Annotated in this window: 19 protein-coding genes (1 of these 19 running past the window's edge); 15 read left to right on the top strand and 4 right to left on the bottom strand. The window is 62.3% G+C overall.

The annotated features are described in order from the left end of the window. Window positions 1–98 precede the first annotated feature (98 nt). Both ABGT83_RS07760 and ABGT83_RS07755 read right to left on the bottom strand, forming a co-directional pair. Complete coding sequence (locus tag ABGT83_RS07760) at window positions 99–542, bottom strand: FKBP-type peptidyl-prolyl cis-trans isomerase (protein WP_103265123.1); 444 nt, start codon at window positions 540–542, stop codon at window positions 99–101. Continuing rightward, window positions 539–1,834, bottom strand: a complete 1,296-nt coding sequence (locus tag ABGT83_RS07755) for a glutamate-cysteine ligase family protein (protein ID WP_346686842.1) — start codon at window positions 1,832–1,834, stop codon at window positions 539–541. Before ABGT83_RS07755 ends, ABGT83_RS07760 begins: the two co-directional genes overlap by 4 nt. Window positions 1,835–2,172: 338 nt before the next feature. On the opposite strand from ABGT83_RS07755, the gene argC reads away from it, so the two are divergent. From argC to ABGT83_RS07735, 4 genes are read left to right on the top strand one after another with little or no spacing between them, the layout of a single operon-like run. Then, a complete protein-coding gene (argC, locus tag ABGT83_RS07750) occupies window positions 2,173–3,237 on the top strand; it encodes an N-acetyl-gamma-glutamyl-phosphate reductase (RefSeq protein WP_346686840.1) in 1,065 nt (354 codons plus the stop codon). 45 nt (window positions 3,238–3,282) lie between these two features. Then, window positions 3,283–4,608, top strand: a complete 1,326-nt coding sequence (gene argJ / locus ABGT83_RS07745; protein ID WP_346686838.1) for a bifunctional glutamate N-acetyltransferase/amino-acid acetyltransferase ArgJ — start codon at window positions 3,283–3,285, stop codon at window positions 4,606–4,608. Next, window positions 4,605–5,621, top strand: coding sequence for an acetylglutamate kinase (gene argB, locus ABGT83_RS07740; protein WP_346686836.1), 1,017 nt, complete (start codon window positions 4,605–4,607; stop codon window positions 5,619–5,621). The genes argJ and argB overlap by 4 nt, the downstream gene beginning before the upstream one ends. Before the next feature lie 47 nt (window positions 5,622–5,668). Next, entirely contained in the window at window positions 5,669–6,961 is a 1,293-nt protein-coding gene (locus ABGT83_RS07735) for an aminotransferase class III-fold pyridoxal phosphate-dependent enzyme (RefSeq protein WP_346686834.1), read from the top strand. A 111-nt stretch (window positions 6,962–7,072) separates the two neighbouring features. Here ABGT83_RS07735 and ABGT83_RS07730 read toward each other — a convergent pair whose 3' ends face one another. Then, window positions 7,073–7,726: a TetR/AcrR family transcriptional regulator gene (locus ABGT83_RS07730; protein ID WP_103265128.1), complete on the bottom strand. Its 654-nt coding sequence runs from the start codon at window positions 7,724–7,726 to the stop codon at window positions 7,073–7,075. Between the two features lie 183 nt (window positions 7,727–7,909). Here ABGT83_RS07730 and ABGT83_RS07725 point away from each other — a divergent pair, with 183 nt between their 5' ends. From ABGT83_RS07725 to ABGT83_RS07700, 6 genes are all read left to right on the top strand, one after another. Continuing rightward, window positions 7,910–9,886, top strand: coding sequence for an FAD-dependent oxidoreductase (locus ABGT83_RS07725; RefSeq protein WP_346686832.1), 1,977 nt, complete (start codon window positions 7,910–7,912; stop codon window positions 9,884–9,886). Window positions 9,887–10,510: 624 nt separating this feature from the next. After that, window positions 10,511–10,939, top strand: coding sequence for an arginine repressor (locus tag ABGT83_RS07720; protein ID WP_103265150.1), 429 nt, complete (start codon window positions 10,511–10,513; stop codon window positions 10,937–10,939). A 245-nt stretch (window positions 10,940–11,184) separates the two neighbouring features. Beyond that, on the top strand, window positions 11,185–12,516 hold the full coding sequence (locus tag ABGT83_RS07715; protein ID WP_103265129.1) for an argininosuccinate synthase: 1,332 nt from the start codon (window positions 11,185–11,187) through the stop codon (window positions 12,514–12,516). A 14-nt stretch (window positions 12,517–12,530) separates the two neighbouring features. Then, on the top strand, window positions 12,531–13,919 hold the full coding sequence (gene argH, locus ABGT83_RS07710) for an argininosuccinate lyase (protein WP_346686829.1): 1,389 nt from the start codon (window positions 12,531–12,533) through the stop codon (window positions 13,917–13,919). 334 nt (window positions 13,920–14,253) lie between these two features. Next, window positions 14,254–16,539 (top strand): transglycosylase domain-containing protein, encoded by a 2,286-nt coding sequence (locus ABGT83_RS07705; protein WP_346686827.1) that lies wholly within the window; start codon window positions 14,254–14,256, stop codon window positions 16,537–16,539. Window positions 16,540–16,629: 90 nt separating this feature from the next. Further along, a complete protein-coding gene (locus ABGT83_RS07700; protein WP_103265132.1) occupies window positions 16,630–17,133 on the top strand; it encodes a hypothetical protein in 504 nt (167 codons plus the stop codon). Between the two features lie 158 nt (window positions 17,134–17,291). Here the strand turns inward: ABGT83_RS07700 and ABGT83_RS07695 are convergent, their stop codons facing one another. After that, window positions 17,292–19,499, bottom strand: a complete 2,208-nt coding sequence (locus tag ABGT83_RS07695; protein ID WP_346686824.1) for a transglycosylase domain-containing protein — start codon at window positions 19,497–19,499, stop codon at window positions 17,292–17,294. 135 nt (window positions 19,500–19,634) lie between these two features. Here ABGT83_RS07695 and ABGT83_RS07690 point away from each other — a divergent pair, with 135 nt between their 5' ends. The 5 genes from ABGT83_RS07690 to ABGT83_RS07670 form a co-directional block, all read left to right on the top strand. Next, window positions 19,635–22,103 carry a U32 family peptidase gene (locus tag ABGT83_RS07690; protein ID WP_346686822.1) on the top strand — a complete coding sequence of 823 codons (2,469 nt, stop codon included), beginning with the start codon at window positions 19,635–19,637 and terminating at the stop codon, window positions 22,101–22,103. 79 nt (window positions 22,104–22,182) lie between these two features. Further along, a complete protein-coding gene (tyrS, locus tag ABGT83_RS07685; protein WP_346686820.1) occupies window positions 22,183–23,394 on the top strand; it encodes a tyrosine--tRNA ligase in 1,212 nt (403 codons plus the stop codon). Window positions 23,395–23,554: 160 nt separating this feature from the next. Continuing rightward, complete coding sequence (locus ABGT83_RS07680; RefSeq protein ID WP_346686818.1) at window positions 23,555–24,040, top strand: hypothetical protein; 486 nt, start codon at window positions 23,555–23,557, stop codon at window positions 24,038–24,040. 52 nt (window positions 24,041–24,092) lie between these two features. Then, window positions 24,093–24,554, top strand: coding sequence for an RNA polymerase sigma factor (locus ABGT83_RS07675; RefSeq protein ID WP_346686816.1), 462 nt, complete (start codon window positions 24,093–24,095; stop codon window positions 24,552–24,554). Further along, window positions 24,551–25,040, top strand: partial view of an anti-sigma-I factor RsgI family protein gene (locus ABGT83_RS07670; RefSeq protein WP_103265138.1) — the 5' portion only. The gene runs 374 nt beyond the window's last position; 490 of the gene's 864 nt are visible here — the first part of the coding sequence; it begins with the start codon at window positions 24,551–24,553; its stop codon lies beyond the right edge, outside the window. Before ABGT83_RS07675 ends, ABGT83_RS07670 begins: the two co-directional genes overlap by 4 nt.

Genomic DNA, 25,040 nt, shown 5'->3' with positions numbered 1-25,040 from the left:
CGCGCAGCAGCTTTCAAGGCGGGCGAGCGCCCTCTCTTCCAACGCTCCGCCTCCTTCGTCGGGTATCCGATCCGCCTTCGACAAGAATCGGGGATCCGTCAGATCCTCCGCCGATCCGGCAGATCGTAGACGTCCAACAAGGTGATCTCGAAGTTGAGCGCCTTACAGATGGCGTCATGGTTCATGTCGAATACGGCTCGCTCGCCGTCGAGCGCGGTAAGGCGCGCGGGAAAGGTCTGGCCGTCCGGCTGCTCGAGGTTCACCATCTCGCCCACAACGAGTCTGACGTCCGCGGGGATCTTCGCTCGCTCGACTTCAAGGATGCGCGCGTCGGTGCGCTCCTCGTAAGCTTCGTCGGCGCTCACGTGCGCACGTCTTGTTTCGCCCACTTCCATGTCGCGCACCGTTTCAATGAACGCGGGGGGCATCCAGCCAGCGACGCACGGGAATTCGATGGGCTGCTCGCGTTGGTCGATAAACGTGGTCCCATCGTCGAAGTACCCTCGATACGCCACCTTCACCATGCGGTTCTCGTTGTTCATACCGCCTCCGCTTCCGCAAGATCGGCCAACGTAGTGCGACGCTCGATCAGCCGAGCGAGCGGGGCGAGGAACGCCGCGTCGTCATCGTCGAGGCCGCATTCGGCTATCGCGAGCACCTTGTCGCACAGCCGACCTGCCGGTTGCCCGTACACTTCGGCATCATAGCCCTGTGCCATGAGGTCTTTTTTCGCTATCTCCACATCGGGGGCGCGCACGTTGGCGAAAAGCGCGTCGAGTGCGTCAAGGCTTGCGGCGTCATAGAACAAACCCTTGATCAGCGCAGCATAAGCGATGACGTAGGGGATGGGCATAGCGTCTGCGGGCCTGATCTCGACGTAGGTCTTCAGGCGTACGTCGTTGAAGAACATCGAAACGGCGTGTTCGACTTCGGCGCGCGTCATGGTGCGTTCGGCGTAGATGTCGCCGAACGTGCGGTCCGAATAGCACCACTGCTCTTTGCGGCACGGCACGAGAATAGCGGGAGCGTCGAGAATGTAGGCGGCGTAGCGGCGCAGGCTGAAATCGGGATCCAGCACATCAGGCACGAGCCCGCAGCGGTCGTTGTCCACATGCTGCCAAATCGCGGTTCGTACAAGCTTGTGTGCGCGAACCGCTCCTTCGAACCGAGGCGTGTTGTCCGTGATGAGCGAGAAGACGGGCACGAGCGCAAACGCGAGACGCAGCTTGCGCAAGCAGTCGGACGTGCTCGTGTAGTCGATGGAAACCTGCGTCGAGGCGCTGCCGCGCATCATACAGGGACCGTAGATATCTTTAGCGCCCAGGTACAGGTTCATGAACTGGTAGCGGCGTTTCGGAATAAGCTCGAGGTCGCGTGCGGCGGCGGTGGGATGGTAGCCGATGGTGAGCGCCCGCTCGCCGACCGGCGACAGGATGCTCGCGAGGTGCTGTTCGAACGCCTCGAATGCCTCTCGGGCGGAGACGAGATCTGCAAAGGGACCTGCTGAAAGCTCGAGCTGGGCAGCCGGTTCGATGGTCACGGCCTCTCCTGGGCGGGCGACCCCCAAAAGATCCCCGTGGAGGTCGGTGGTTGCGTGCGGGTACTCGGCTTGGAGCTTTGCGAGCACCCAGGCAACGCCGTGCTCGCCGCTGTACGGAACCGGGCTCAGGTCATCGTGCACGATGGTGTGCTCGAGCTCAATACCCAATTCTCCCAGGGAGTCGTGGGGCTTGATGCCGCTTTCGAAGTAGGCGACGATGGCTTCGATATTGCTCTCGCGGGCGGGCTGTGCCGTGCGTGCGGCCGCTTCGGGCGCGCAGACTGGTTCGCTCATAGTGCAAGCTCCTGAACAGACTCGTGTCGATGATAATGCTGCTTTGCATACCATACTCTTTCCTGTCCGCCGTTTCGCCTTCTTTTCTATTTCGCCATGGTTTCGTTCGCATCGGCCTGTCGCTTATTTCAGCTCATGCGGCGTCGGACGAGAGCTGAAGGACCCGAGAACTCTGTTACTATTTCATTGCGCGCCTTGCCAAACGGACTGATCTTTTTTAGGATGAACCTCAATGACATTCGAGCGCATTTTTGTGCAGGTGCACGATTTTCCAGCCCGATCATCGGTTCGCACGCTTGGACCCGGAACCGTCCGGGATTCGACGAAAGAGGGGCGCTATGGCCATCACGACGGGCATCGTAGGGGCAGCGGGGTTTGCCGGCATCGAGTTGGTCCGGCTCGTCTTGCGCCATCCCGATCTCGAGCTCTCCATTGTTACGTCCAATGAACTGGCCGGCACGGCGGTCGCCTCGGAGTATCCCGGCTTCGTCGGAGCAACCGACCTTGCATTCGCCTCCCATGACGATCCGGCGCTCGATACGTGCGAACTCGTGTTCCTCGCTGTGCCGCACACGGCGGCGCTCGGCATGGCGCCGCGCCTCGTGGCAGGCGGATCGACCGTCATCGATCTCTCGGCCGATTTTCGCCTGAAAGATCCCGTCGTTTACGAACAGTGGTACGCCGCCCGCCATACGGCGGTCGAGCTGCTCGAGAAGGCAGCGTTCGGCCTGCCGGAGCTGTTCCCGGACGATCTCGTCCGCGCCGCCGCTGCGCACAAGATGGAGGAGGGAACGCTCGTGGCTTGCGCTGGCTGCTATCCCACCGCCACGTCGCTCGCGGCGGCGCCCGCCGTTCGTGCTGGCTGGGTAGCTCCTGGAGGCGTCGTCGTCGCAGATGCCGTGTCGGGCGTTACGGGCGCCGGCAAGAAGGCGTCGGCACGCACGCATTTCTGCTTTGCTGACGAGAATCTGGAGGCTTACGGCGTGGCGACGCATCGTCACACGCCCGAGATCGAGCAGATTCTCGAGCTCGATGGCCGCCTCGTGTTCACCCCTCATCTCGCGCCGCTCAATCGCGGGCTGCTCTCCACGGTCAACGTTCCGCTTGCGTCGGACGCGCCTTTGGATGCCGCCTCCATCATCGAACACTACCGCGCCTTCTACGGCGACAGCGCGTTCGTGCACGTGCTCGGTGTCGGCGAGATGCCTAAGACCTCGGCGGTTGCGGGCACGAACAACGCTCATATCGGGCTCGCCGTCAACGAACGCGCGCGCATGCTTATTGCGGTGTGCGCTATCGACAACCTGGGAAAAGGCGCAGCAGGTCAGGCCGTTCAATGTGCAAACGCGGTGCTTCGACTGCCCGAGAGCGCCGGATTCGACCGCGCTGCGGTACCCGTGTGACGTGTCTCGACCGATGCAAAACCGTATTCGACGAGAAGGAAGCTTATGACCGAGCATGAAATCGATGTGGGGTTCGGTGCGCCTGAGGGAGCGGTTCCGTTGCGCGCCAGCGAACGGCGTCCCTCGCCGTTGCCCCGTGTTCCGAACGGCGGCGTTGCCACGGCACGCGGTTTTACGGCTGCCGGGGTGCACGCTGGCTTTCGAGCCGATCCCCAGCGTCTCGACCTGGCGCTCGTCGTTTCGGACGAGCCGTGCGCGTGCGCGGGCGTATTCACCCGCAACGTGTTTTGCTCTGCGCCCGTCAGGGTATCGCGCGCACATCTGGATAGCTGCGGCTACGGTACTGCGCGTGCCGTCGTCATCAACTCGGGCAATGCGAACGCCGCGACGGGCGAGCGCGGCCTCGAGGCGGCTCGCGCGTCTGCGCGCATCGTGGCCGAGACGCTTGGCTGCACGGCTGACGAGGTCATGGTTGCCTCCACGGGCGTCATCGGGGTGCACCTGCCCATCGAGCCGTTCGAATCCGGCGTTTCGGCCGCTGCGACGTCGCTGTCGGCTGCTGGCGGGCATGATGCCGCGCACGCTATTATGACCACCGACACGCGGCCCAAAGAGGCAGCCGTTACGTTCGCGGGGGACGGTATCGGATACGACGGTTGCACGTTCGCGGTAGGCGGCATGGCGAAAGGCTCCGGCATGATCATGCCGGATATGGCCACGATGATCGCCGTCGTCACCACCGATGCGCCGATCATGCCCGATGTCCTTCATCGGGCGCTTGTCAAGGCGGTGGGGTCGAGTTTCAACAAGGTCACGGTCGACTCGGACACATCCACGAACGATTCGTGTTTCCTCATGGCAAGCGGCGCCGCCGTCACGGCTGACGCGCAGCCTTTCGAGCCGGGCGGTTCTGCTTACGAGCTGTTCGAGCGAGCCCTCATAACCGTTTGCGAGGATCTCGCGCGCCAGATGGCTGCCGATGGCGAGGGCGCGACGCGCCTCGTCACTGTGCGCGTGAGCGGTGCGGCCACTCCCGAGGACGCCGATCTCGCGGCTCGCGCCGTCGCCAACTCGCCGCTCGTCAAGACCGCCATCTGCGGGCATGATGCCAACTGGGGTCGCATCGCCGCAGCCGTCGGCAAGTCGGGCGCGACCTTCCGTCAGGAGGATGCCGCCATCGACATCATGGGGTTGCCCGTGTGCCGCAAGGGGCTCACGGTCGCCTTCGACGAGGACGAGGCGCTGCGCCGCTTCGAGCAGCCAGAGATCGTTCTCGACATCGACCTCGGCGCGGGCGACGCCGCCACCACGGTATGGACGTGCGATTTCACGCACGAGTACATCACGATCAACGGAGATTATCGATCATGAAATACGCGAAGGACACGCGCCCCCATGGCGCCTCGCACAAAGCGGCGGAAGTGCTCGTCGAAGCGCTTCCCTGGATCAAGAATATCACCGGCAAGACGGTCGTCATAAAGTACGGCGGCTCTGCCATGGTCGACGAGCGGCTGCGCGCCGACGTTATGGCCGATATCGTGCTGCTCAAGATCGTCGGCGTAAACCCCGTCATCGTGCACGGCGGCGGCAAGGCCATCACTGAGGCTATGGAACACATGCAGCTTCCCGTGGAGTTCAAAGACGGTCAACGTGTCACGACGCCCGAAGCCATGGATCTCGTGCGTACCGTGCTCATGGGCAAGGTGAACCAGGAGCTCGTCGAAGCCTTGAACGAGCACGGCAACTTCGCCGTAGGCGTGTCAGGCGCCGACGCGGGCGTCATCGTAGCCGAGCAGGCCAGCCCTGAACTGGGCCGAGTGGGCCGTATCACGCGCATCAACCGCCCGTTGCTCGACGACCTCGTGAATGCCGACTATATTCCCGTCGTCGCGTCGGTCGCGCTCGGCGAGGACGGCGGCTTCTACAATGTGAACGCCGACATGGTTGCCGGCCACATCGCCGCCGCCATTGGCGCACACAAGGTGGTGTTTCTCACCGACGTTGACGGCCTCTACGAGAATTTCGAGAACAAGGACTCGCTCATCTCCAACCTCACGGTGTTCGAGGCGCAATACATGGTGGAGAATAACATCGTGTCCACCGGCATGATCCCCAAGCTCAAGTCGTGCATCCTCGCGCTGGAGGCTGGCGTGTTCCGCGCCCATGTCATCAACGGCATTACGCCGCACTCGCTTCTGCTCGAACTGCTCACGAGCACCGGCGTTGGCACTACGATGCATTCCACTGATGAGGCATGCAAGTTCGACGCGCACCCGCTCGGCAACTTCGCTTCGAAGCTGCTCGAAAATAGGATGGCGTCGGGATCGGGCGGGGTAGGACCATCCGGCTCACTGGGCGCAGAGGGAACGCGCACCGGCCGATAGCGTAGAATCCGCAGGACGAAGAAGGAAACGGCGACGAAAGAGGGACGATGAACTTCAACGAGGAGCGGCAACTCGAATCCACGTACGTCATGGGAACCTACGCGCGCAAGCCCGTTGAGCTTGTGCGCGGGCGCGGCATGCGGGTGGAGGATGCGGAGGGTCGCACGTACCTCGATTTCGTCTCGGGTGTGGGTGCGGTGAGCCTTGGGCACTGCCATCCGGCTCTGGTCGAGGCCGTTAGCGCGCAGGCGCGCAAGCTCGTTCACGTCAGTAACTACTACTATATCGAGCATCGCGGCGAAGTGGCGCATGCCGTGTCCGATCTGCTGAATACCTGCACGCCGGAGAACGAGCGCCGGCCGTGGCGCAGCTTCTTCGCCAATTCGGGGGCGGAGGCCAATGAGTGCGCGTTCAAGCTCGCGCGCCTGCACGCCAAGAAGCTCGCTGGCGCGTCCGCCAAGGCGGCGGGATCTGATGCGGCCGCCGTGCGCGCCGCCGAAGCTGCCGCTCCGCGGCTCATCGTCACGCTCGATGCCAGCTTCCACGGGCGTACGCTCGCCACGCTCGCAGCCACGGCGCAGCCTGCCAAGCAGGAGGCCTTCCAACCTCTGCCCGACGGCTTCGTGCGCACGCCGCTCAACGATGTTGCCGCGCTTGAAGAGCTGTTCGTTCGACAGGGCGATGCCATCTGCGCGATGGTGGTCGAATGCGTGCAGGGGGAAAGCGGCGTGCATCCCTGCACGGCCGAATTTCTGCAGACTGCGCGGCGTTTGACCGATCAGGCAGGCGCGCTGCTCGTGTGCGACGAGATACAGTGCGGCATGTACCGTTGCGGAACCTATCCATTCGGCTTCCAGCATTTCGGCATCGTGCCCGACGTGGTCACCATCGCCAAGGGCATCGCCTCAGGATTTCCCATGGGCATGTGCGCTGCGCGCGCCGAGACAGCCGACTCCTTCGAGCCGGGAGATCACGGCTCGACGTTCGGGGGCAGCTGTTTGGCGGTAGCGGCCGCCGAGGCCACCGTGAAGGCGCTCGCCGATGAAGACGTTGCCTCAAACGCCCGCGAGGTGGGGGTCTATCTGCGAACATGCCTTGCTTCGCTGCCGCAGGTGACGGAAGTCCGCGGTCTCGGTCTCATGGTGGCCGCTGATCTAGACAAGGGCTTCGACGCGTTCGGCGTCGTTGCGCGCGGTCTGGATGCCGGCCTGCTGCTCAATGCCACCGGACCGCATACGCTCCGTTTCTTGCCGCCGCTCGTGTGCTCGGAGGCCGACGTGGATGCGCTCATCGAGCGCCTCCGCACGTTGTTCGTCGCAGAGAAGGGGATTGCCCACTGACGCGTGCAGACGACTGCTGAGCACGCTCCCTCGATCGAGGACGCGTCCCGCATCCTGGGCGCATCACCCTTTTTGACCAGGTGGTTTCTTGCGCTTCGTGGCGAGCGCGCCTCAGTCTTCGGTGGGCGTGCGCCACTCGCAGGGATCGGGCGCGGCCAGGCCGCGGATCCCCGCGATGATAATTTCGACCCCGTCGTTAAATGCTTGTTCCGAATAGGCGGCTTCAACGGTATCCAGCCATGCCGGTTTGTCGGCTGCAGGCAGAGAATCCGCGTGCTCCATCTCGCTGATCTCGTTGACGATGAAACCCGAAAGGAACGCGTCGATGATGCGCCATGCCCGTGTGAGGATATCCTCGGGAATGCCTTGGTTCCCATGGAGACTCTGCACGCGCTCGGTATGTTCGCGTAGCCCCGGATCCCAGGCTGCGCCTTCGGCAAGGTAGAGGTGGGCGGATGCGTGTCGGAGGTGCATGCGTCGGATTGACGCTGTCGTGCGCCTGATTGTGTCATCCCAACGCTCGCCGGGCACGGGAGCTGTATCCACTTCGGTGAATGCGCGTGCCACCACGCCCTGTTGTATCTCCTCCATAGAGCCGAAGTGGCGGTACAGCGCCATTGCCGAACGGTCGAGGGCGCTCGCCAACTTGCGGATTGACAAGTTCTCCAGGCCCTCCTCGTCGGCAATCTCGAGGGCCTTGGCGATGATCGTTTCCCGGTTCAGCGGCACCCGCTTGTTCTTCAACTCCGAATTGTTCTGGGGCATGCGGAACATCCTCCTGCAATACCATCGAGGTGCATAGCTTCCACTGATGGTAGCAGACGAGCGAGCGATGGAAACGCTTGGATGCGGGGAAGCGGTTCTTGCACACTGAAAGTGTACGCTGTATACTCCACAAAGTGTACAGCGTACACTTTCAGTGGGAACCAAAGGACAAGAGAGGGAGCTATGGCTGCAACAGACGATTCAAACGTGTTCACTCGCAGAAACTTCGTGAAGGGAGCGCTCGCAACGGCGGCGGTGGCCGGCATGGGCGTCGTTGGCACCGCATGCGCATCCAACGGCGGGGAGGCGCCCGATAAAGGCGCAAACGCTGCAACTGGCGTTGATGGTGTCGATTATACGAACGTATACGAGGGCGGTGCCAATCTGATGCCCGCGCGCAAAGCCGTCTGCCCGGGCCCGCGCGGTCCTGTGGCGTTTGAAGCGCGCGACATCCCCGACAGCGAAATACAGCGCGAGGAGGACTTCGACGTGGTGGTCGTGGGCGCCGGCGTTGGGGGTCTCATGGCCGGTCTCAAAGCGGCGGACCTGGGCGCAAGCGTTCTCATCCTCGAGAAGATGACCAAGGGTCGCGGGTGCTTCGAGTGCTTTGGCGCAGTGGGGGCCGGCTGTCAGGAAGGCACTGAGATCGACAAGGCGGCGCTGCTCGATGAGATCTATCGATCAGCGTACTACCGCACGCGCCCCGAACCGGCGCGCACGTATGTCGACCGTTCCGGCGAGGCGACGGATTTCTGGCAGAGCGTGCTCGACAAAGGGGCGAACGGCTTCGTGATCAGCAAGGTCGAGCAGGCCCCCTCATCTTGCGGGTTCCCCGCCATGACGCCGCTTATCGACACCGAGCTGGGCTTCTACGATTCTCCCGCCCTGCCGCCTGACGCCGGCGTGCGCTCCGGCTTGTCGGGCATCTACGTGTGCCTTGAGATGCAGGATGTGGCCAAGAACGCTTACGATACCGTTGATCTACGTTTCTCGACGCCCGCAGTTCGCCTTGTCTCTGACGATTCAGGGGCCGTTACGGGCGTGGTCGCACGCGACGAGTCCGGCTACTTCCGGGCGAATGCATCCAAGGGCGTCATCATGGCAACCGGTGGCTACGATTGCAATCCCGAGATGATGCAGGCGTGGACCAGGCCCGAAGACTACGCGAACTCGAGCTGGTGGAACCCCGGCTGGGGCACCACGGGCGACGGGCATATGATGGGCCTTGCCGTGGGGGCCCAGATGGATCCCGTGCCGCATCCGGTCATGAACTTCCGTTGGGGAACGCCCGATTCGTTCGCAGACTTCCGCACCTGGAACGCCGTGTACTTCGGTATCCTGGTTAACGGTCGCGGTAATCGCTTCGTTCGTGAGGATGCGCCGTTCCAGGTGGTTTCGAACGCTCAGAATGCGCAGCCGGGCTACGGCAAAAACTGCTGGTACATTTTCGATGAGACGATGTACGAGGGTATGGAGGACGCGCTCGAAGAATTCAAGCAGAAAGGCTGGCTGTATGAGGGCGCTTCGGCTGACGAACTGGCTCAGGCGGCTGGCATCGACGCCGACGGGCTGTCCGCCACGCTCGAACGCTACGGATCGTTCTTCGAGGCGGGTCGCGACGAGGACTTTGATCGCGATCTTGCGGTCACGCTTCCCTTTACCGGTTCGCGTTTGTTCGCGTTCACCACGAACAGCAATGTTCTCGCCACAACGGGCGGGTTGTGTATCGACGAGCATTGCAGCGTGCTCGACGTGAACGATGAGCCCATCCGCGGACTGTATGCCTGCGGCAATGCGAGTGGCAGCTTCTTCTCGGGCAACTACCCTCGCCACATTCCTGGTACTTCCATCGGGCGCGCAATCACCTTCGGGTATGTGGCTGCGGAGAGCGCCGTCAATGCGGTCGTCGGTGTCGGGCCCAAGCTTGACGGCAACGCGCCCGCTCTGACTCCCTATGTCGAAGGCTCTGCTGTCGACGAGGTGGGGAAGGCATCCTTCGAGAACCTAGGTCCTTGGAACCCTTACGACCCGATCCACGGCGGGAGCGCCGACTATATGCCCGAGCAGCTGGGCGGCATATCCGAGGCGTGCGATAACTGCCACACCTATGCGTCCGGAGCGGACACGGTACTCGACGGCATGTCCTCGCTCGGGAAGTAAACCACCCTCCCTCCTTCCTTTCATTCCCGGCGCGGCTGGCTCTTCCAGGTCCGCCGCGCCGGCGGCACGGGGATGCGCTGCCAAAAAACATGCCGGTTTGGCACGAATGATGGCAAGTGTTGCTTTAAAGAGTCGCGACGCAAGTATCCAGCTGCGCGTTTTCCCAGGTCGATGCTTGCAGCGAGTCGAGGGCAAAGGGGCTTGCGTGCCAAACCGGCATGTTTTTTGGCAGCGGATCAGTGGGTGCTTTAGTGTGATAAAGTACCGGACGCCTTGGGCGTTGTACAGCAAAGCAAAGTGCCCGGGAACGCACATACCTCACGCTTACCTACAAAATGGAGCACAACCTTCTTTAGATGCTGTTCTGCGGAGCCTTGTCGTCCATCCGTCTCGCTATCGGCTCACGGCTCCTCACTCCGACTGCACATCCTCCGTTCTTCCGGTCCAATCGTTCCGATCGCCGGAAAACTTCTCGATTTTTTAAATTCTGACAGCAGAACGCTTCTATATGCGGTACTATACAGTGCATATTTTCGACTGGAGATTGCGGTTTTCTGCATACCCCACTCGAAAAGACGTGAGCTGAACCGCATGTGCCAGTTCTCGGAGCAGAGAGTATCGAGCATGAGGAAACGTCAACAACGGCACGACGTCATTCGCGATATCATTCGCGAACACAACGTTAAGACGCAGCGGGATCTTGCGAACCAGCTGCAAGCCGCTGGATACGAGTGCACTCAGGCAACGATTTCTCGCGACATCATGGACATGGGACTGGTGAAATCCCGTGAAGGATACTATATCCTTCCCGAGGAGCTGCGATTGCAGCGCATGGTTTCCGAATTGGTTGAAGAGGTACACGTGGCAGGCAATCTCATCGTGGTCAAGACGTTCTCCGGCGGAGCAGCCGGCGTCTCCGCTGCGCTCGATAAAGCGAGCTTGCGCGGCGCGCTCGGCACCGTCGCCGGCGACAACACGATCATGATCGCTGCCGAAAGCCCTGAGGCCGCTCTTGACGTCGAGCGCGCCATCGACCGACTGCGACGACGTTAGTCGTCTACTTTTCTTGCGAGGGACGCTTTTCTCCCTCCCTTCCCCCAACGCTGCCCAGCAGCATGAAGTCGTGAGGGCCGCCCGGCGCTCACGCCACCGCGAAAAGCCGCGATGCACACGGGTCCCCGTGTATCCGCATGCCGGAATTGGCAGGGCGGAGCTAAGGCCCACCCGTACCTGCATCGGAGATCCGGGCACGAACCAGCTAAAACAAAAAGAAATAGAGCGTAGGAAAGGGATTCACCATGGCTGATCAGAAGGATAAGGCGGTACTGGCATACTCGGGCGGCCTCGACACGTCGTGCTGCATCAAGTGGCTCCAGGAGAACAAGGGCGTCGACGTCATCGCCGTCGTGGGCGACGTGGGGCAGGAGCACGAGGGCCTCGAGAAAATCAAGCAGAAGGCGCTCAAATCCGGCGCGCTCGACTGCCTCGTCGTGGACATGAGGGAGACGTTCGCCAAGGAGTACCTAGCCAAGGCGCTCGCCGCCAACGCCATGTACGAGAACAAGTACCCACTCGTGTCCGCCCTGTCGCGGCCGCTCATCTCCAAGCACCTCGTGGACGCCGCCCACAAGTTCGGCGCGAAGTACATCGCGCACGGCTGCACGGGCAAGGGCAACGACCAGGTGCGCTTCGAGTCCAGCATCACGATGCTGGACCCCGACATCGAGATCCTCGCCCCGGTGCGCGAGTGGGAGCTCAAGACCAGGCCCGAGGAGATGGAATGGGCGCAGGCCCACGGCATCGAGGTGCCCACCACCAAGAAGTCGCCGTACTCCATCGACGACAACCTGTGGGGCCGGGCCATCGAGTGCGGCGTGCTGGAAGACCCGTGGACCGAGCCGCCGGCGGACATCTACACCATGACGAGCGATCCGATGCAGGCGCCCGACCAGCCCGAATACGTCGAGCTCACGTTCGCGCGCGGCCTGCCCTATATGATCAACGGCGACCAGAAGAGCTTCCTCGGCATCATCTACGCGCTGAACGAGATCGCCGGCAAGCACGGCTTCGGCCGCATCGACATGATCGAGAACCGGCTCGTGGGCGTGAAGAGCCGCGAGTGCTACGAGGTGCCGGCGGGCCTCGCGCTCATCCAGGCGCACAAGGCGCTCGAGGACCTCGTGCTCGAGCGCGAGGTGCTGCACTACAAGCTGGGCATGGAGCAGGCCTGGGCCACCGCCGTGTACAACGGCCAGTGGTTCTCGCCGCTGAAGGAGGCAATCGACGCGTTCATGGCCTCCACGCAGCGCTGCCTGTCCGGCACAGTGAAGCTGAAGTTCTACAAGGGCTCCTGCACCGTGGTTGGCCGGAAGAGCGCCTACTCGCTCTACGACTACGCGCTGGCCACCTACGACAAGGACGACGCGTTCGACCACACGGCCGCCAAGGGCTTCATCAAGCTGCAGACGCTCTCCGGCAAGACGTGGGCCTCGAACCGCCGGCAGGAAGGCGCCCCGGCCGAGCTCTTCGACGCCGAGAAGCAGCAGGGTCCCCTCAAGAAGGGCAAGTACGAGGACGTCACCCCGCTCGGCCAGCACGTGGTGGCCGAGGCCGAAGCCGTCTTGGCGTAAGCGAAAGGAAACCCATGGCACTCTGGTCTGGCAGGTTCACGGAGAACGTGAGCGAGTTCACGCAGCGCTTCGGCGCCTCGCTGCCGGTTGACAAAGCGCTCTACGCGCAGGACATCGCCGGCTCGAAGGCGCATGCGGCCATGCTGGCGAAGGCGGGCGTCATCGCGCAGGTTGACGCCGACGCCATCGCGGGCGGGCTCGGGCGCGTGCAGGAGCGCATCGAGGCGGGGGAGTTCGCCTTCGACGTCAACGACGAGGATATCCACATGTCGGTGGAGCGCGCGCTCATAGCCGATGTCGGCGACGCGGGCGCGCGCCTGCACACGGGCCGCAGCCGCAACGACCAGGTGGCCACCGACACGCGCCTGTTCGCCAAGCAGCGCTGCGAGGACCTCATGGCGGCCAACGTCGCCCTGCGCCAGGCGCTCGTCAAGCAGGCCGAGGCGCATCCGGACGTCATCATGCCGGGCTACACGCACCTGCAGCACGCCCAGCCCGTGCTGTTCGCGCACCACATGCTCGCCTACGTGTGGATGCTCGCGCGCGACTTCGAGCGCCTGGCCGCCGCACGCCGTGCCGCCGACGCCAGCCCGCTGGGAGCGGCGGCCCTCGCCGGCACCACGTACCCGCTCGACCGCCAGATGACGGCGGAGTCGCTCGGCTTCTCGCGCGTGATCCCCAACTCGCTCGACGCCGTGTCGGACCGCGACTTCCTGCTCGACCTGTCCTACGCGTGCAGCGTGTCGTGCATGCACCTGTCGCGCCTGTGCGAGGAGATCGTGCTGTGGTCCACGGCCGAGTTCGACTTCATCGAGCTCTCCGACGCGTTCTCCACGGGCTCGTCCATCATGCCGCAGAAGAAGAACCCCGACTTCGCCGAGCTCATCCGCGGAAAGACCGGGCGTGTGGTGGGCGACCTCGTGGCGCTGCTCGTCACCATGAAGGCGCTGCCGCTCGCGTACAACAAGGACCTGCAGGAGGACAAGGAGGGAGCCATCGACGCCGCCAAGACGCTCGAGGACTGCCTCGTGTGCGCCGCCGGCATGATCGAGACGATGGCTGTGAAGCCCGAGAGCATGCGCGCCCAGGCGAAGAAGGGCTACCTGGCCGCCACCGACGTGGCCGACTACCTGGCGAAGAAGGGCATGCCGTTCCGCCGCGCCCACGAGGTGGTGGGCCACCTCGTGCTGTTGTGCGAGCAGCGCGGCTGCGACCTGGACGACCTCGCGCTCGCGGACTTCCAGGCCGAGAGCAGCCTTTTCGAGGCCGACATCACCTCCGCACTCGACCTCGACGCCATCGTGGCCGCCCGCACCACCGAGGGCGGCACGGGCAACGCCGCCGTGGCCGAGCAGCTGGCGCTCGCGAAACAGGTTCTCGCCGCCGACGAGGCCGCCGTCTAACGGATCGCGCCGCACCCCGGAAGAAGAAGCAAGGCAGGGTGCTCTGCGTTTCTCGAGTGCGGAATCGTGCCCAGCTTCCGCTTTCGCCGGGAACCGGACAGAGGCGCGCACCGTGTTTCACGGGCTTTCAAAATGCGGCAGTCGAACGGAGGATCCGAGCTGCGCGACATAATCATGACCGAGGGGGCCGGGCGGTCCCCTCGGTCGTTTCAGCTCCAAATTGAGGCTTCCACCGGGCATTTCTTCTTATGACCATTTTCCAACAAACTTGTGTGGTTTCCAGAGGCCACAACCCTCGATGTTACAATGAGCGAAGTTTTTTTGGAGGTGCCACGTGGCTTCACGTTCTATGAAAAATAGGCCGGGGATTAAAAAGAAGCATCCCTCTATCGGTCTTCTCGCCGTTTTGGCTGTGTTCGCCGCCGTCGTGATCGCCGGCGGCGTCGGCGTGTACGCCCTCGGCTCGACTTGGCTCGAGGATTTGCCTGACTACACCGACGCAGACGCATTCAATACGGCGCAACCCACCGAGGTATACGCGAGCGATGGGACCACGCTGCTCGCGAAGTTCCAGCTTGAGAACCGGGATCCGGTTGAGCTCGATCAAATCAGCCAGTATGTGCTCCGCGGCACGGTGGCTACCGAGGATGAGCGCTTCTACGAGCACGGCGGGTTCGACATCACTGGAATAGGGCGCGCGCTTGTGAACAACATCACGGGAGGCGAGCTCGAAGGCGCCTCCACTATCACGCAGCAGTTCGTTCGCAACACCATCCTCTCGGAGGAGATGGACGACATCTCCATCAAGCGTAAAGTGCGCGAGATGTACCTTTCCGTCAAGCTTGAAGAGATGTATTCCAAGGACCAGATTCTGCTCATGTACCTCAATACCATCAACTATGGATCAGGTGCCTACGGTATCCAAGCCGCATCGCAGCGATATTTCTCGAAGAACGCGACTGATCTCACGCTTGCGGAAGCCGCCACGCTCGTCGGCATTCCGCAGTCACCGACGTACAATAACCCTATCGACAACCCCGAGAACAGTCTCAAGCGCCGTAATGTCGTTCTCGATCGCATGCTCTCGAACGGGTACATCACGCAAGAGGAACACGATGCCGCGTGCGCTGAGTCTATCGCACTCAATCCAACCACGCCTTCGACCGATGGCATCTTCCTGTATCCGTACTTCACAAGTTACGTGCGCGAGACGCTGACAGACGAAAACGGGAAGTACAAGTATTCGACTAACGAGGTGTTCAAGGGCGGTCTCAAGGTGATCACCACCATCGACCCGTCCACGCAGCAGGCGGCTGAGAACGCTGCCGATGCGAAGCTATCCTCGCTGCCCGATGAGGCTGAAGCCGCGATCGTGGCCATCGATCCGTCCACCGGCCATGTTAAGGCCATGGTGGGCGGTAAGGATTACAGTGCGAGCAAGGTCAACCTGGCGACGGGTTCCGGCACGAATGCGGCCGATCCTGGTCGCCCCTGCGGCTCGGCCTTCAAGACGTTCACGCTTATCGCAGCGCTCGAGGCAGGCATGGATCCGAACAAGACGACGGTCGACTGTTCGTCGCCCGCCGAAATCGAAGGATATGGACAGACCCTGCACAATTCCGGCAATAAGAGTTACGGCACGCGCAGCATCGCAAGCGCGTTTGCCGTGTCGTCGAACACCGGTTTCGTGCGACTCGAGATGTCGATGGGTACCAACAAAGTGTACGAAGTGGCGAAACGCATGGGCATCGGCTCCCCGCTTGCCGAAACAGATCCCACGCTCACACTCGGCACGTACAACGTCACGATGCTCGATATGGCGGATGCTTATGCCGACATCGCGAACGGCGGCATGCACTACGAAGCGGAGCCCATCTTGCAGGTGACGAACAGCAAAGGCGACGTGATCTTTGACAACTCCCATCCGGAAGGCAAGCGGGTGATCTCGGCTGAAGTCGCTCATGCGGCCACTGAAGTCATGAAGGGCGTCATCACCGGCGGTACCGGACGAGCGGCAGCGCTTCCCGACGGTCGTCCGGCCGCCGGTAAGACAGGCACGGGCAGCGATTACAAAGACATCACGTTCTGCGGTATCACGCCCCAGCTTTCCGTGGGCATCTGGTTGGGCGACCCGTCCAACAGCATCTCGCTCAACGGCACGTCGGCTGCGGATGTGTTCCGAAACTTCGTCGGTACGGCGCTTGATGGCGAGCCTCATGAGGAATTCCCGCAAGCAGGCAATCCTCCGTACGAAAGCTACAAGGATGCCACCTACCATATCGGCGGCGCATGGGCTGACGAGAGCGACCAGGACGAAACCGATGAGCCGCAGGAAGATCCGACGACTCCCAGTGATCCTGGCGCCGTCGCGCCTGGAACGACGGAGCCTGCTCCTAGTCCAACTCCGACACCCGATCCTGAGCCTAAGCCGGATCCGGATCCCGAACCCAAGCCCGATCCCGATCCCGATCCGAATCCGCCCGATGGCGGCGGCGGTTCCGGCGGCGGAGGCGATTCGGGCAATGGCGGCGGAACGACGCCCGCGCCAGCTGTGGCTTCGTTCTCGAATCGTGGATTCTCGCCGTTTGGCATATGGATACGCGAGCCGTATTGGTCGTAGGAAACCGCTGCTCTCAGCGGCATAGGCTAAGCTGGCGAGGTTTCTCGCTACCCGGATGAACACGAATCTCGAACAAGGAGCAGATACGCTATGAAACGAATGAACTTCGTCAAGGTGCTCGCCGTTGCGCTTGCAAGCGTTTTGATGATCGCAGCTCTTGCCGGCTGTCAGCAGCGAGGATCGGCTGTCGATCAGGACCAGCTGGACAGACGACAGTACATGTCGCAAGTAAACCAGGCGATGGACGAGCTTCAAACAAGGCTCGAAAGCTTCTCGGATGCCGTGTCGCGTGATGACGTGGTGGGCATGCGCACTCAGGCTGACAACGCTTTCAAAGCGCTCGACGAACTTAACGGCATTGAAGTTCCCGACGCTCTGAAGGATATCCAGACGGATTACGTCGACGGAACGAACAGCTTGAAGGATGCGCTCAACGGCTACATCGATCTGTACACGGAGATCGAAAGCGCCACCGATGAGCAGCCCTTCGATTGGTCGACGTACGATCAGCGTATCGCCGATATCCAGGCGAAATACGACGCGGGCATCGACAAGCTCAAGAAGGGTGACGAAACCGCCGCTTCTAAGGAATAAGCGCTCGGAACAACCGGGGCGCGTTTCGCATGCGTCTCCGCGTTCAAGGTCATTGAGAAGGCCGAGCCCATAAGTGGGCTCGGCCTTTTTCTTATCGCTGCTCTATGAGCGATGGTGCTCGACGGTGGGAGAACGTTTTGCGGATACGCCTCGCCTGCCTAGGTTCCTCCCGTGCCGTTTTCAGCGGGAGGATCGGGTTCGGTCGGGGGAGGCGTATCTGGATCGGGCTGCGCGGGTTCGGTCGGAGGTTGCGGCCCCTTTGACACGACGAGGACAATCGTGTCGTCCTGCACAGACTGGCCGATCACGCTGCCCGCTGCTGCGGTATCGGAATACTCTTCAACAACGCTCACCGTGTAGTCGCTCAAAGCCGACTGCGCATCCGAGAGCGTCATGCCAACCACACTCGGCGCATCCGCAGGATCAGGGTCTCCGAGGGTGATCTGCTGCTTCTTATTGAAATCGTTGTTGTAATCGGGGTCTTCGGCGGCAGGGAAATCGACCACGGGCTGATCCTCCAGCGCTGCACTCATGAAGTCGTGCCACAGCCGGTTGCAGGTGATGTTCGACGTGCCCTCGATATTGCCGGCGGGGTTGCCGATCCATGTGGCGCAAGACAGCGTGGGGGAATAGCCGACCAGCCAGTGGTCGATGTAATTCTCAGACGTGCCCGTCTTCCCGGCTACCGTTTGTCCGTTCGAAGGACTCGCACCGCGGGCGGTGCCCTCAGTAAAAACGGTCTTGAGCACGTTCGTGGTCGCTCCTGCAACTTCTTCGCTCAGCACGCGCTTGCTCGTGTCCGCTGCTTCGTAGATGATGTTTCCGTTCTTGTCCTCGATCTTGGTGACCACGACGGCATCCCGTTTCACGCCGCCGGTTGCGAACGTGCTGTAGGCTTGCGCCATTTCAAGCGGAGTTACCGCAGTGCTGCCCAGCGTGACCACTTCAACGGGGCTCAGCTTCTCGCCCGGGATGCCCAGGCGCTCGGCCATGTCTGTCACCGAGGTCGGATGGATTTCCTGGGAAAGGCGTACAAAGCCCGTGTTCGACGATACGGCTGTCGCGCTTTGGATGGAGCGAATCCCATAATCGGTGCCACCGAAGTTCTCGACGCGATGACCTCCTGAAAGCTCCAGAGGAGAGGTGCAGTCGATGGGCGTGTCGGGGTCGATGCCTTGCTCGATCGCTGCAGCGAGCGTGAACGCCTTGAAGGTCGATCCTGCCATACGGCCCGATCCGCCCGTGCCTGTTGCGAGGTTGACCTGGCTTGCGCTGTAGTCCTTGCCGCCCACCATCGCCTTCACCTGGCCGGTTTCGGTGTCGACGGCCACAAGGGAGCAGTCCAGATCCGACGACATGCGGTCGAGTTGGTCGGCGCATGCGTCTTCGGCCATCTGTTGGAGCTCGGGATCGAGGGACGTGTAGATGGTCATCCCACCTTCGAACAGGTCTGCATAGGACACGTCGTAAGGGTTGTCGTCGGCAAACAGCTGCGCGCGCACGTAACTGGTGAAGTAGGGGAAGGCGTAGATGCCATCGCTCGGAGCCTCTGGCGCGGGGTTGAGGGCCAGCTCTTCGGCCTGCGCTGCGTCGTGCTCCTCCTGTGAAATATGACCTGCAGCGAGCAGGCGATCGAGCACGGTGTTGCGGCGCTCGAGGCATGCTTCCGGATATGCCTTCGGATTGAGATAGGTCGGCGACTGGGGGATGCCTACGAGCGTGGCGGCCTGGACGAGGGTGAGTTCAGCGGCGGATACTTGGAAGTAGTTTTGAGCTGCGGCCTCGATGCCGTAGCACCCGTCGCCGTAGTTGATGGTGTTCAGATACATGAGCAGGATGTCGTCTTTGGAATACTGCTTCTCCATCTCGGTTGCCAGCTCGGCCTCGCGTATCTTGCGCTCGATCGATATCTCGTTGGCTTCCTGCGTCAGGATAGTGTTGCGAACGAGCTGCTGTGTGATGGTTGAGGCGCCTTCCAGCTGGCCTCCCGTGATGTTGTTGATGACGGCGCGCGCGATGCCTGCGATATCGACGCCATTGTGCTCGTAGAAGCGCACGTCCTCGGTGTCGACGGTGCCTTGGAGCACAAACGGGCTAATCTGATCGATCGTGACGGGATCGCGCTTCTCAAGCTGGAATTCAGCGAGTCGAGTCGAGCCGTCGCTCGCGTACATGACCGATTCCTCGGCTGAGTTTGTGAAGTCGGTATCGGCGATGCTCGGCAGATCGTCCGTCCAGCCCTCCATGACGTGTAGGACGCCCTGCACTCCCCAGTAACCGACGAAGCAGAGCGCCGCTGTTGCAACAAGGATGCCCCACTTCACTGCATGGGTGCGCTTTTCGCGCTGTTTTCGACGTATTTTCATCGTTCGATTATACTACCATACCGCCGACACCAAACCGTTACGTGCCGGCGTGCACACGCAATTCCCGAAAAGACGGGTTGCAGAATTCCGATGCGGCCAGATCGCCGCCCATAGAACACCGAAGCGAGGATAACCATGCACGATATCGAACTGCTCGCGCCAGCCGGTAGCGCCGCGGCGCTGCACGCTGCCGTCCGCGGCGGAGCCGATGCGGTGTACCTCGGCCTCGACTCGTTCAATGCGCGTCGTGGCGCCGACAACTTCACGCTCGATTCGCTTGGCGATGCCTGCCGGTATGCGCACATGCGCGGCGTACGGGTATACGTGACGCTCAACACCATGGTGCTTCCCTCGGAGGCGCCGCGTGCGCTGGAAACCGCCCGTCAGGCCTACCGTGCCGGAGCCGATGCGCTCATCGTTCAGGACATCGGTGTCGCCCTCGAGCTCATGCGCACGCTGCCCGAGGCACGCGTGCACGCATCGACGCAGATGAACTCCCATAATGCGGCCGGTATCGAAGCTGCAGCGAAGCTCGGCGTCGAGCGGGTGACGCTCGCGCGCGAGCTGTCGATTGCCGAGATCGCGCATCTTTCCGATGTTGCGCATAGACTCGGCCTCGAAACGGAGGTCTTCGTCCACGGTGCGCTGTGCGTGTGCTATTCCGGACAGTGCTTCATGTCTTCGCTTATCGGCGGTCGTTCTGCGAATCGTGGTTTATGCGCCCAGGCCTGTCGCCTGCCTTACGAACTGCGCAATGTGGCGCGCCGAACGAATCTGCCGGCGCCCGGAGATCACCTGCTCTCGCCGCGGGATCTGTGCGCGATCGATCTGCTGCCCGAGCTCGTCGAGGCGGGTGCAGCATCGTTCAAGATCGAGGGGCGCATGAAGTCGCCTGACTACGTGCTGGCTGTCACCAGCGCCTATAGGGCTGTGCTCGATCGCGTGCTCGAAGCGCGCGCGGCGGGGACGTCGGCGGTTGCCACCGACAAGGAACACCAAGCGCTCGCCGAGGCCTTTTCACGCGGTTTCACGACAGCGTATCTTGAAGGCGAACGCGGAAACGCCGTGATGAGCTACGGCCGCCCGAACAATCGCGGCGTGTTCGTGGGCCGCGTCGCCTGGGTGAAGGACGGCGCGGCGTCGATAACTGCCGAACGTACGCTTGAGAAGGGCGATGTCCTGGAGTTCTGGACGAACAAAGGTCGGTTCGCCTACACACTCGATGACGTGCAGTGCGACGAAGGCGGCTCGGTGCGCGTGGCTCCCGGTCGGCCGGTTGGAAAGGGCGATCGGGTGTTTCGCGTCCGCAGCGCCGCCGCCCGCTTCGCGGACGATCCTCTGCTGCCGCGTATCCCGATCGTCGGCCATGCGAAGCTGCGGTTGGGCGAGCCGCTCGAAGTGGAATTCAAGCTCGCGCCGACGGCCCGCCGTCCCGTCGGCCTGCCTGCTACGCAGAGCCTGTGCGGCGTTGCTGCAGGAGACGTCGTGGAAAAGGCGCGTACCAAGCCGGTGAGCGCCGATGACGTGCGTGCCCATGTCGATCGGCTTGGCAGCACGCCGTTCTCGCTGAAGGCGTTCGATGTCGAGCTAGACGAAGGCGCAGGCGTGGGATTCTCCCAGATTCACCGTGTCCGCACCGAAGCGCTTGCGGAGTTGGAACGACAGCTGCTCTCGGGATGCGGCGACCGTCGCCTTCCGCGTGTGGGCGAGCGGGCTCCGCTTCCTCCCGTCCGCGAACGTGGATGTCGCATCGTCGCCTGGGCCGCGAATCCCGCCTGCGCCCGCGCGGCGAAGCGCGCCGGAGCCGATGCCGTGTACGTGCCGGCCCTCAATTACAAGCGCGGAGAAGCCGTCGTCGCCGGGCAGCGCAGCGCTGCGGCCGAACAGGCCGGCTATCCGAAGCAGACGGTCGTAGCCATGTCGGCAGTCGATCACGATCCTGTTCCCGGGACGCGGGAGCATGCCCTCGGATTCGATCCGTGGAGCTACGTGAAACCCGGCAAGCCCGTGTTCGTCGACAGCCTTGGCGCCCTCGTGCGGGCTGTCGAACTTGGTGCCGAGGTCGAGGCAGGCCCCCATATACCCATTGCGAACAGGTTCTCTCTCGCTGCGGCCGCAGAACTCGGGGCTGTGCGGGTGTGGCTATCTCCCGAGCTGACGCTTGGCCAGATCGCCGAGCTTGCGCAAGACGCTCCCATGGAGCTCGGCCTGACGATCGTGGGCCGTCAAGAACTTATGGTCACCGAACATTGCCTGCTCATGAGCCAGGGTCCCTGCGATGAACGCTGCGATCTGTGCCCTCGGCGCAAGAGTCCGCACTATCTGCGCGACCGGAAGGGTTATGAGTTTCCCGTTGTCACCGATGCGCTGGGCCGCAGCCGTTTATATAACGGGGTTGGCCTCGATGTCGTCCATACACTGCCCGATCTTGTGCGTGCCGGTGTGTCTATGCTCATGATCGATACGACGCTCATGAACGTCGAAGAGGCGGCGCAGGCGGTTGGTCGCGTCGTGCGCGCTCGCAGCCTTGCAAATGCGGGCGGCAACGCGCTTCCCAAGGAGTCCGGTGCGACGAGCGGTCACCTCTTTCGCGGGGTTCAGTAGCGCAGCTGCTCTCGGGTACCGGCTTCGGCCTATATGGTAGAATCACGAACTACTATATATAGTAAGGAAAGAGGGATCGATGTTACCCGTTGAAGAACAGCTGCATACCATCGCCTCGGGCGCTGCCCGCATCGTGCCGGAGAGCGCGCTTGCCGAGAAGCTCAAGCGAGGCACGCCGCTCAACATCAAGCTCGGCGTGGATCCCACGGCCCCCGACATCCATCTTGGCCACGCTGTCCCGTTGCGCAAGCTCCGCCAGTTTCAGGATCTCGGCCACGGCGTCACGCTTATTATCGGCGATGGTACCGCCCTTATCGGCGATCCGTCCGGGCGCAACACGACGCGTCCGCAGCTTACGAGCGAGCAGATCAAGGTGAACGCGCAGACGTACGTGGACCAGGCGTTCAAAATCCTCGATCCCGAGAAGACCGCGCTGCGCTACAACTCCGAATGGCTGCTGTCGCTCGACTTGGAGGGCCTGCTGAAGCTTGCGAGCAATTTCACGGTAGCGCGCATCCTTGAGCGCGACGACTTCCACAACCGCTATACCTCGAATCTTCCCATCAGCCTGCACGAGTTTCTTTATCCGGTCATGCAGGCCTACGACTCCGTTGTCATCAAAGCTGATGTCGAGCTCGGCGGCACTGACCAGCTTTTCAACCTGCTCGCTGGGCGCGAGCTCATGGAGAAAATGGGCCTGGAGCCTCAGGTGTGCCTGACGCTGCCGCTGCTCGAGGGCACCGACGGCGTGCAGAAGATGTCGAAGAGCTACGGTAACTATATCGGCCTCACCGACGAGCCGGCTGATATGTTCGGCAAAGTCATGTCCATCCCCGATGAGCTCATGGTGAAGTACCACCGTTTGGCATCCACGCTGCCCGTCGATGCGATCGACGAGATTGAGCGTGGTCTTGCATCCGATGAGCTGCATCCGAACAAAGTGAAGCGGGCGCTGGCTCGCAACATCGTGGCCGCCTACCATGATGAAGCTGCCGCGCATGCGGCCGAAGAGCAGTTCGATCGCGTGTTCAAACAGCATGCGATGCCCGATGATATCCCGGAGTTCAAGGCGGATCTTACACCAAACGACGACGGCACGATCTACGTAGCCAAGCTGTTGGCGGATGCGGGGCTTGCGGCGAGCGCTGGGGAGGCGCGCCGCCTCATCGATGGCGGCGGCGTGAAGGTAAACGGCGAGCCGCTTCCGGCGAAATCCTACAATGTCGATCCGTCCATGCTTGCAGGCGCCGTCATCCAGGTGGGGAAGCGCAAGTTCGCCCGCTTGGCGTAGCGGCCAATCCAGCAGATTGCTGGTTTTCGTCGCGTCGCGCGCAGGTATTATCGGGTTTTTCGCTTGCGGGTGAACAATTTCGAAAACGATGCAAGGATTCGCGCGTCTCGATCGTGTTAGTGGTGAAGACCGAATCGTGCCGAATCAGGAGGACAGAGCTATGAAGAAGAAAATGATCGCATGCGCGGCACTCGTCGCGCTCGCGGTCTTGGCCGTTCCGAACATCGCATTCGCTACGGCAGGATCCGCTGTGCTCGGGCAAACGACACCGGCGATGCAGGAGCGCCAAGGGTTTGTCTCGGCTTTCTCGCAGGTTATAGCCCAGATCATTGATGAGCGACCGGGAGCAGCGTGCGCTGGCTACGTCGACGCGGATGGCGACGGCGTTTGCGACTCATGCGGTCTCGCGCCAACGGGCCGCCATCATCGCGACTTCGTCGACGCCGACGGCGACGGCGTTTGCGACAACTACGCTTCCGGCGCGTGTCCCGGCTGCGAGGGCTACGCTGACGCTGACGGCGACGGCGTTTGCGACAACTACGGATCGAATGCGCGCGGCGGATGCGGACGCGCCTCCGATGCGGACAACTACGGCTCCGGGTCGGGCTGCGGCCCTGCGCGCGGACATCACGGACGCGGCTGCTAGTTTCGGAGGCGAGAGCGGGGCGGTGAGGCCTCATGAGGACATAGAACGGGCCATGGAACGTCACGGATCCACCGTCTGGCGCGTCTGCGTCCTGTATTTCCGCGTATCGTCGGATGCGCAGGATGCATTTCAAGATACGATGATGAAATATGCGCTCGCCGACGAGGCTTCGTTCAGCGACGAAGAGCATCGCAAGGCATGGCTGATACGCGTCGCGGCCAACACATGCAAGGATCTGCTCAAAGCCGCCCATCGTTCGGATGCCCGTCTCGATGAAGACGATCTGGAAGGCTCATACATTTCGAATGATCAAGGCGCACAGCAGTCTTCATTCTCAAGCGATGTGGTGGATGCCATGCGCGCTTTGCCCGATCCTCCGCGCACGCCGCTGTATCTCTCCCTTTATGAAGGCTATACCGCTCCGGAAATCGCGCAGATGATCGATGCGCCGGTAAACACGATTTACTCATGGATTGCCCGTGGTAAGAAACAGCTGAAGGAGGCCCTGTCATGACCGACTTCGACCAGCTGGTAAAAAGCGCATTCGACGATGTGACGGTTCCCGACGAGGTGCTGCGGGGCACGCGCGAGCGCATCGAGGCCCTGCGGGCTACGACTGGCAATGCCCGCGCAGAGCATGCATCTGCGCCGGTCGCGCAGCGCGGGAGGCAGGGAGAAACATCCGCTGCTGCTCGTCGCCGTTCTGGCCGGCCCATTGGATCCCGCCGGCTTGTCGTCGCAATCGCCGCCTGCCTTGTTTTGGCGGCGGTGGGATTCGGCGCGGTGCGCCTGTACGACCAACCGGTCGCCTATGTGGGCATCGACGTGAATCCTTCCATCGAACTTGGCCTCAACCGCTTCGGCATTGTTGTGGAAACCACGGCGATCAACGATGACGGACGGGTTCTGCTCGAGAGCGTTGCGCTGGAGGGCCGCTCCTACGACGAGGCTTTGAATGCGCTTACGACAAGCGATGTCTTCGCGCCTTTCTCGCAAGAAG

The organism is Enteroscipio rubneri, assembly GCF_963929405.1.
Lineage (GTDB): Bacteria > Actinomycetota > Coriobacteriia > Coriobacteriales > Eggerthellaceae > Enteroscipio > Enteroscipio rubneri.
The sequence above is the reverse complement of the archived record's forward strand: the minus strand, read 5'-3'. Positions and strand labels throughout refer to the sequence as shown.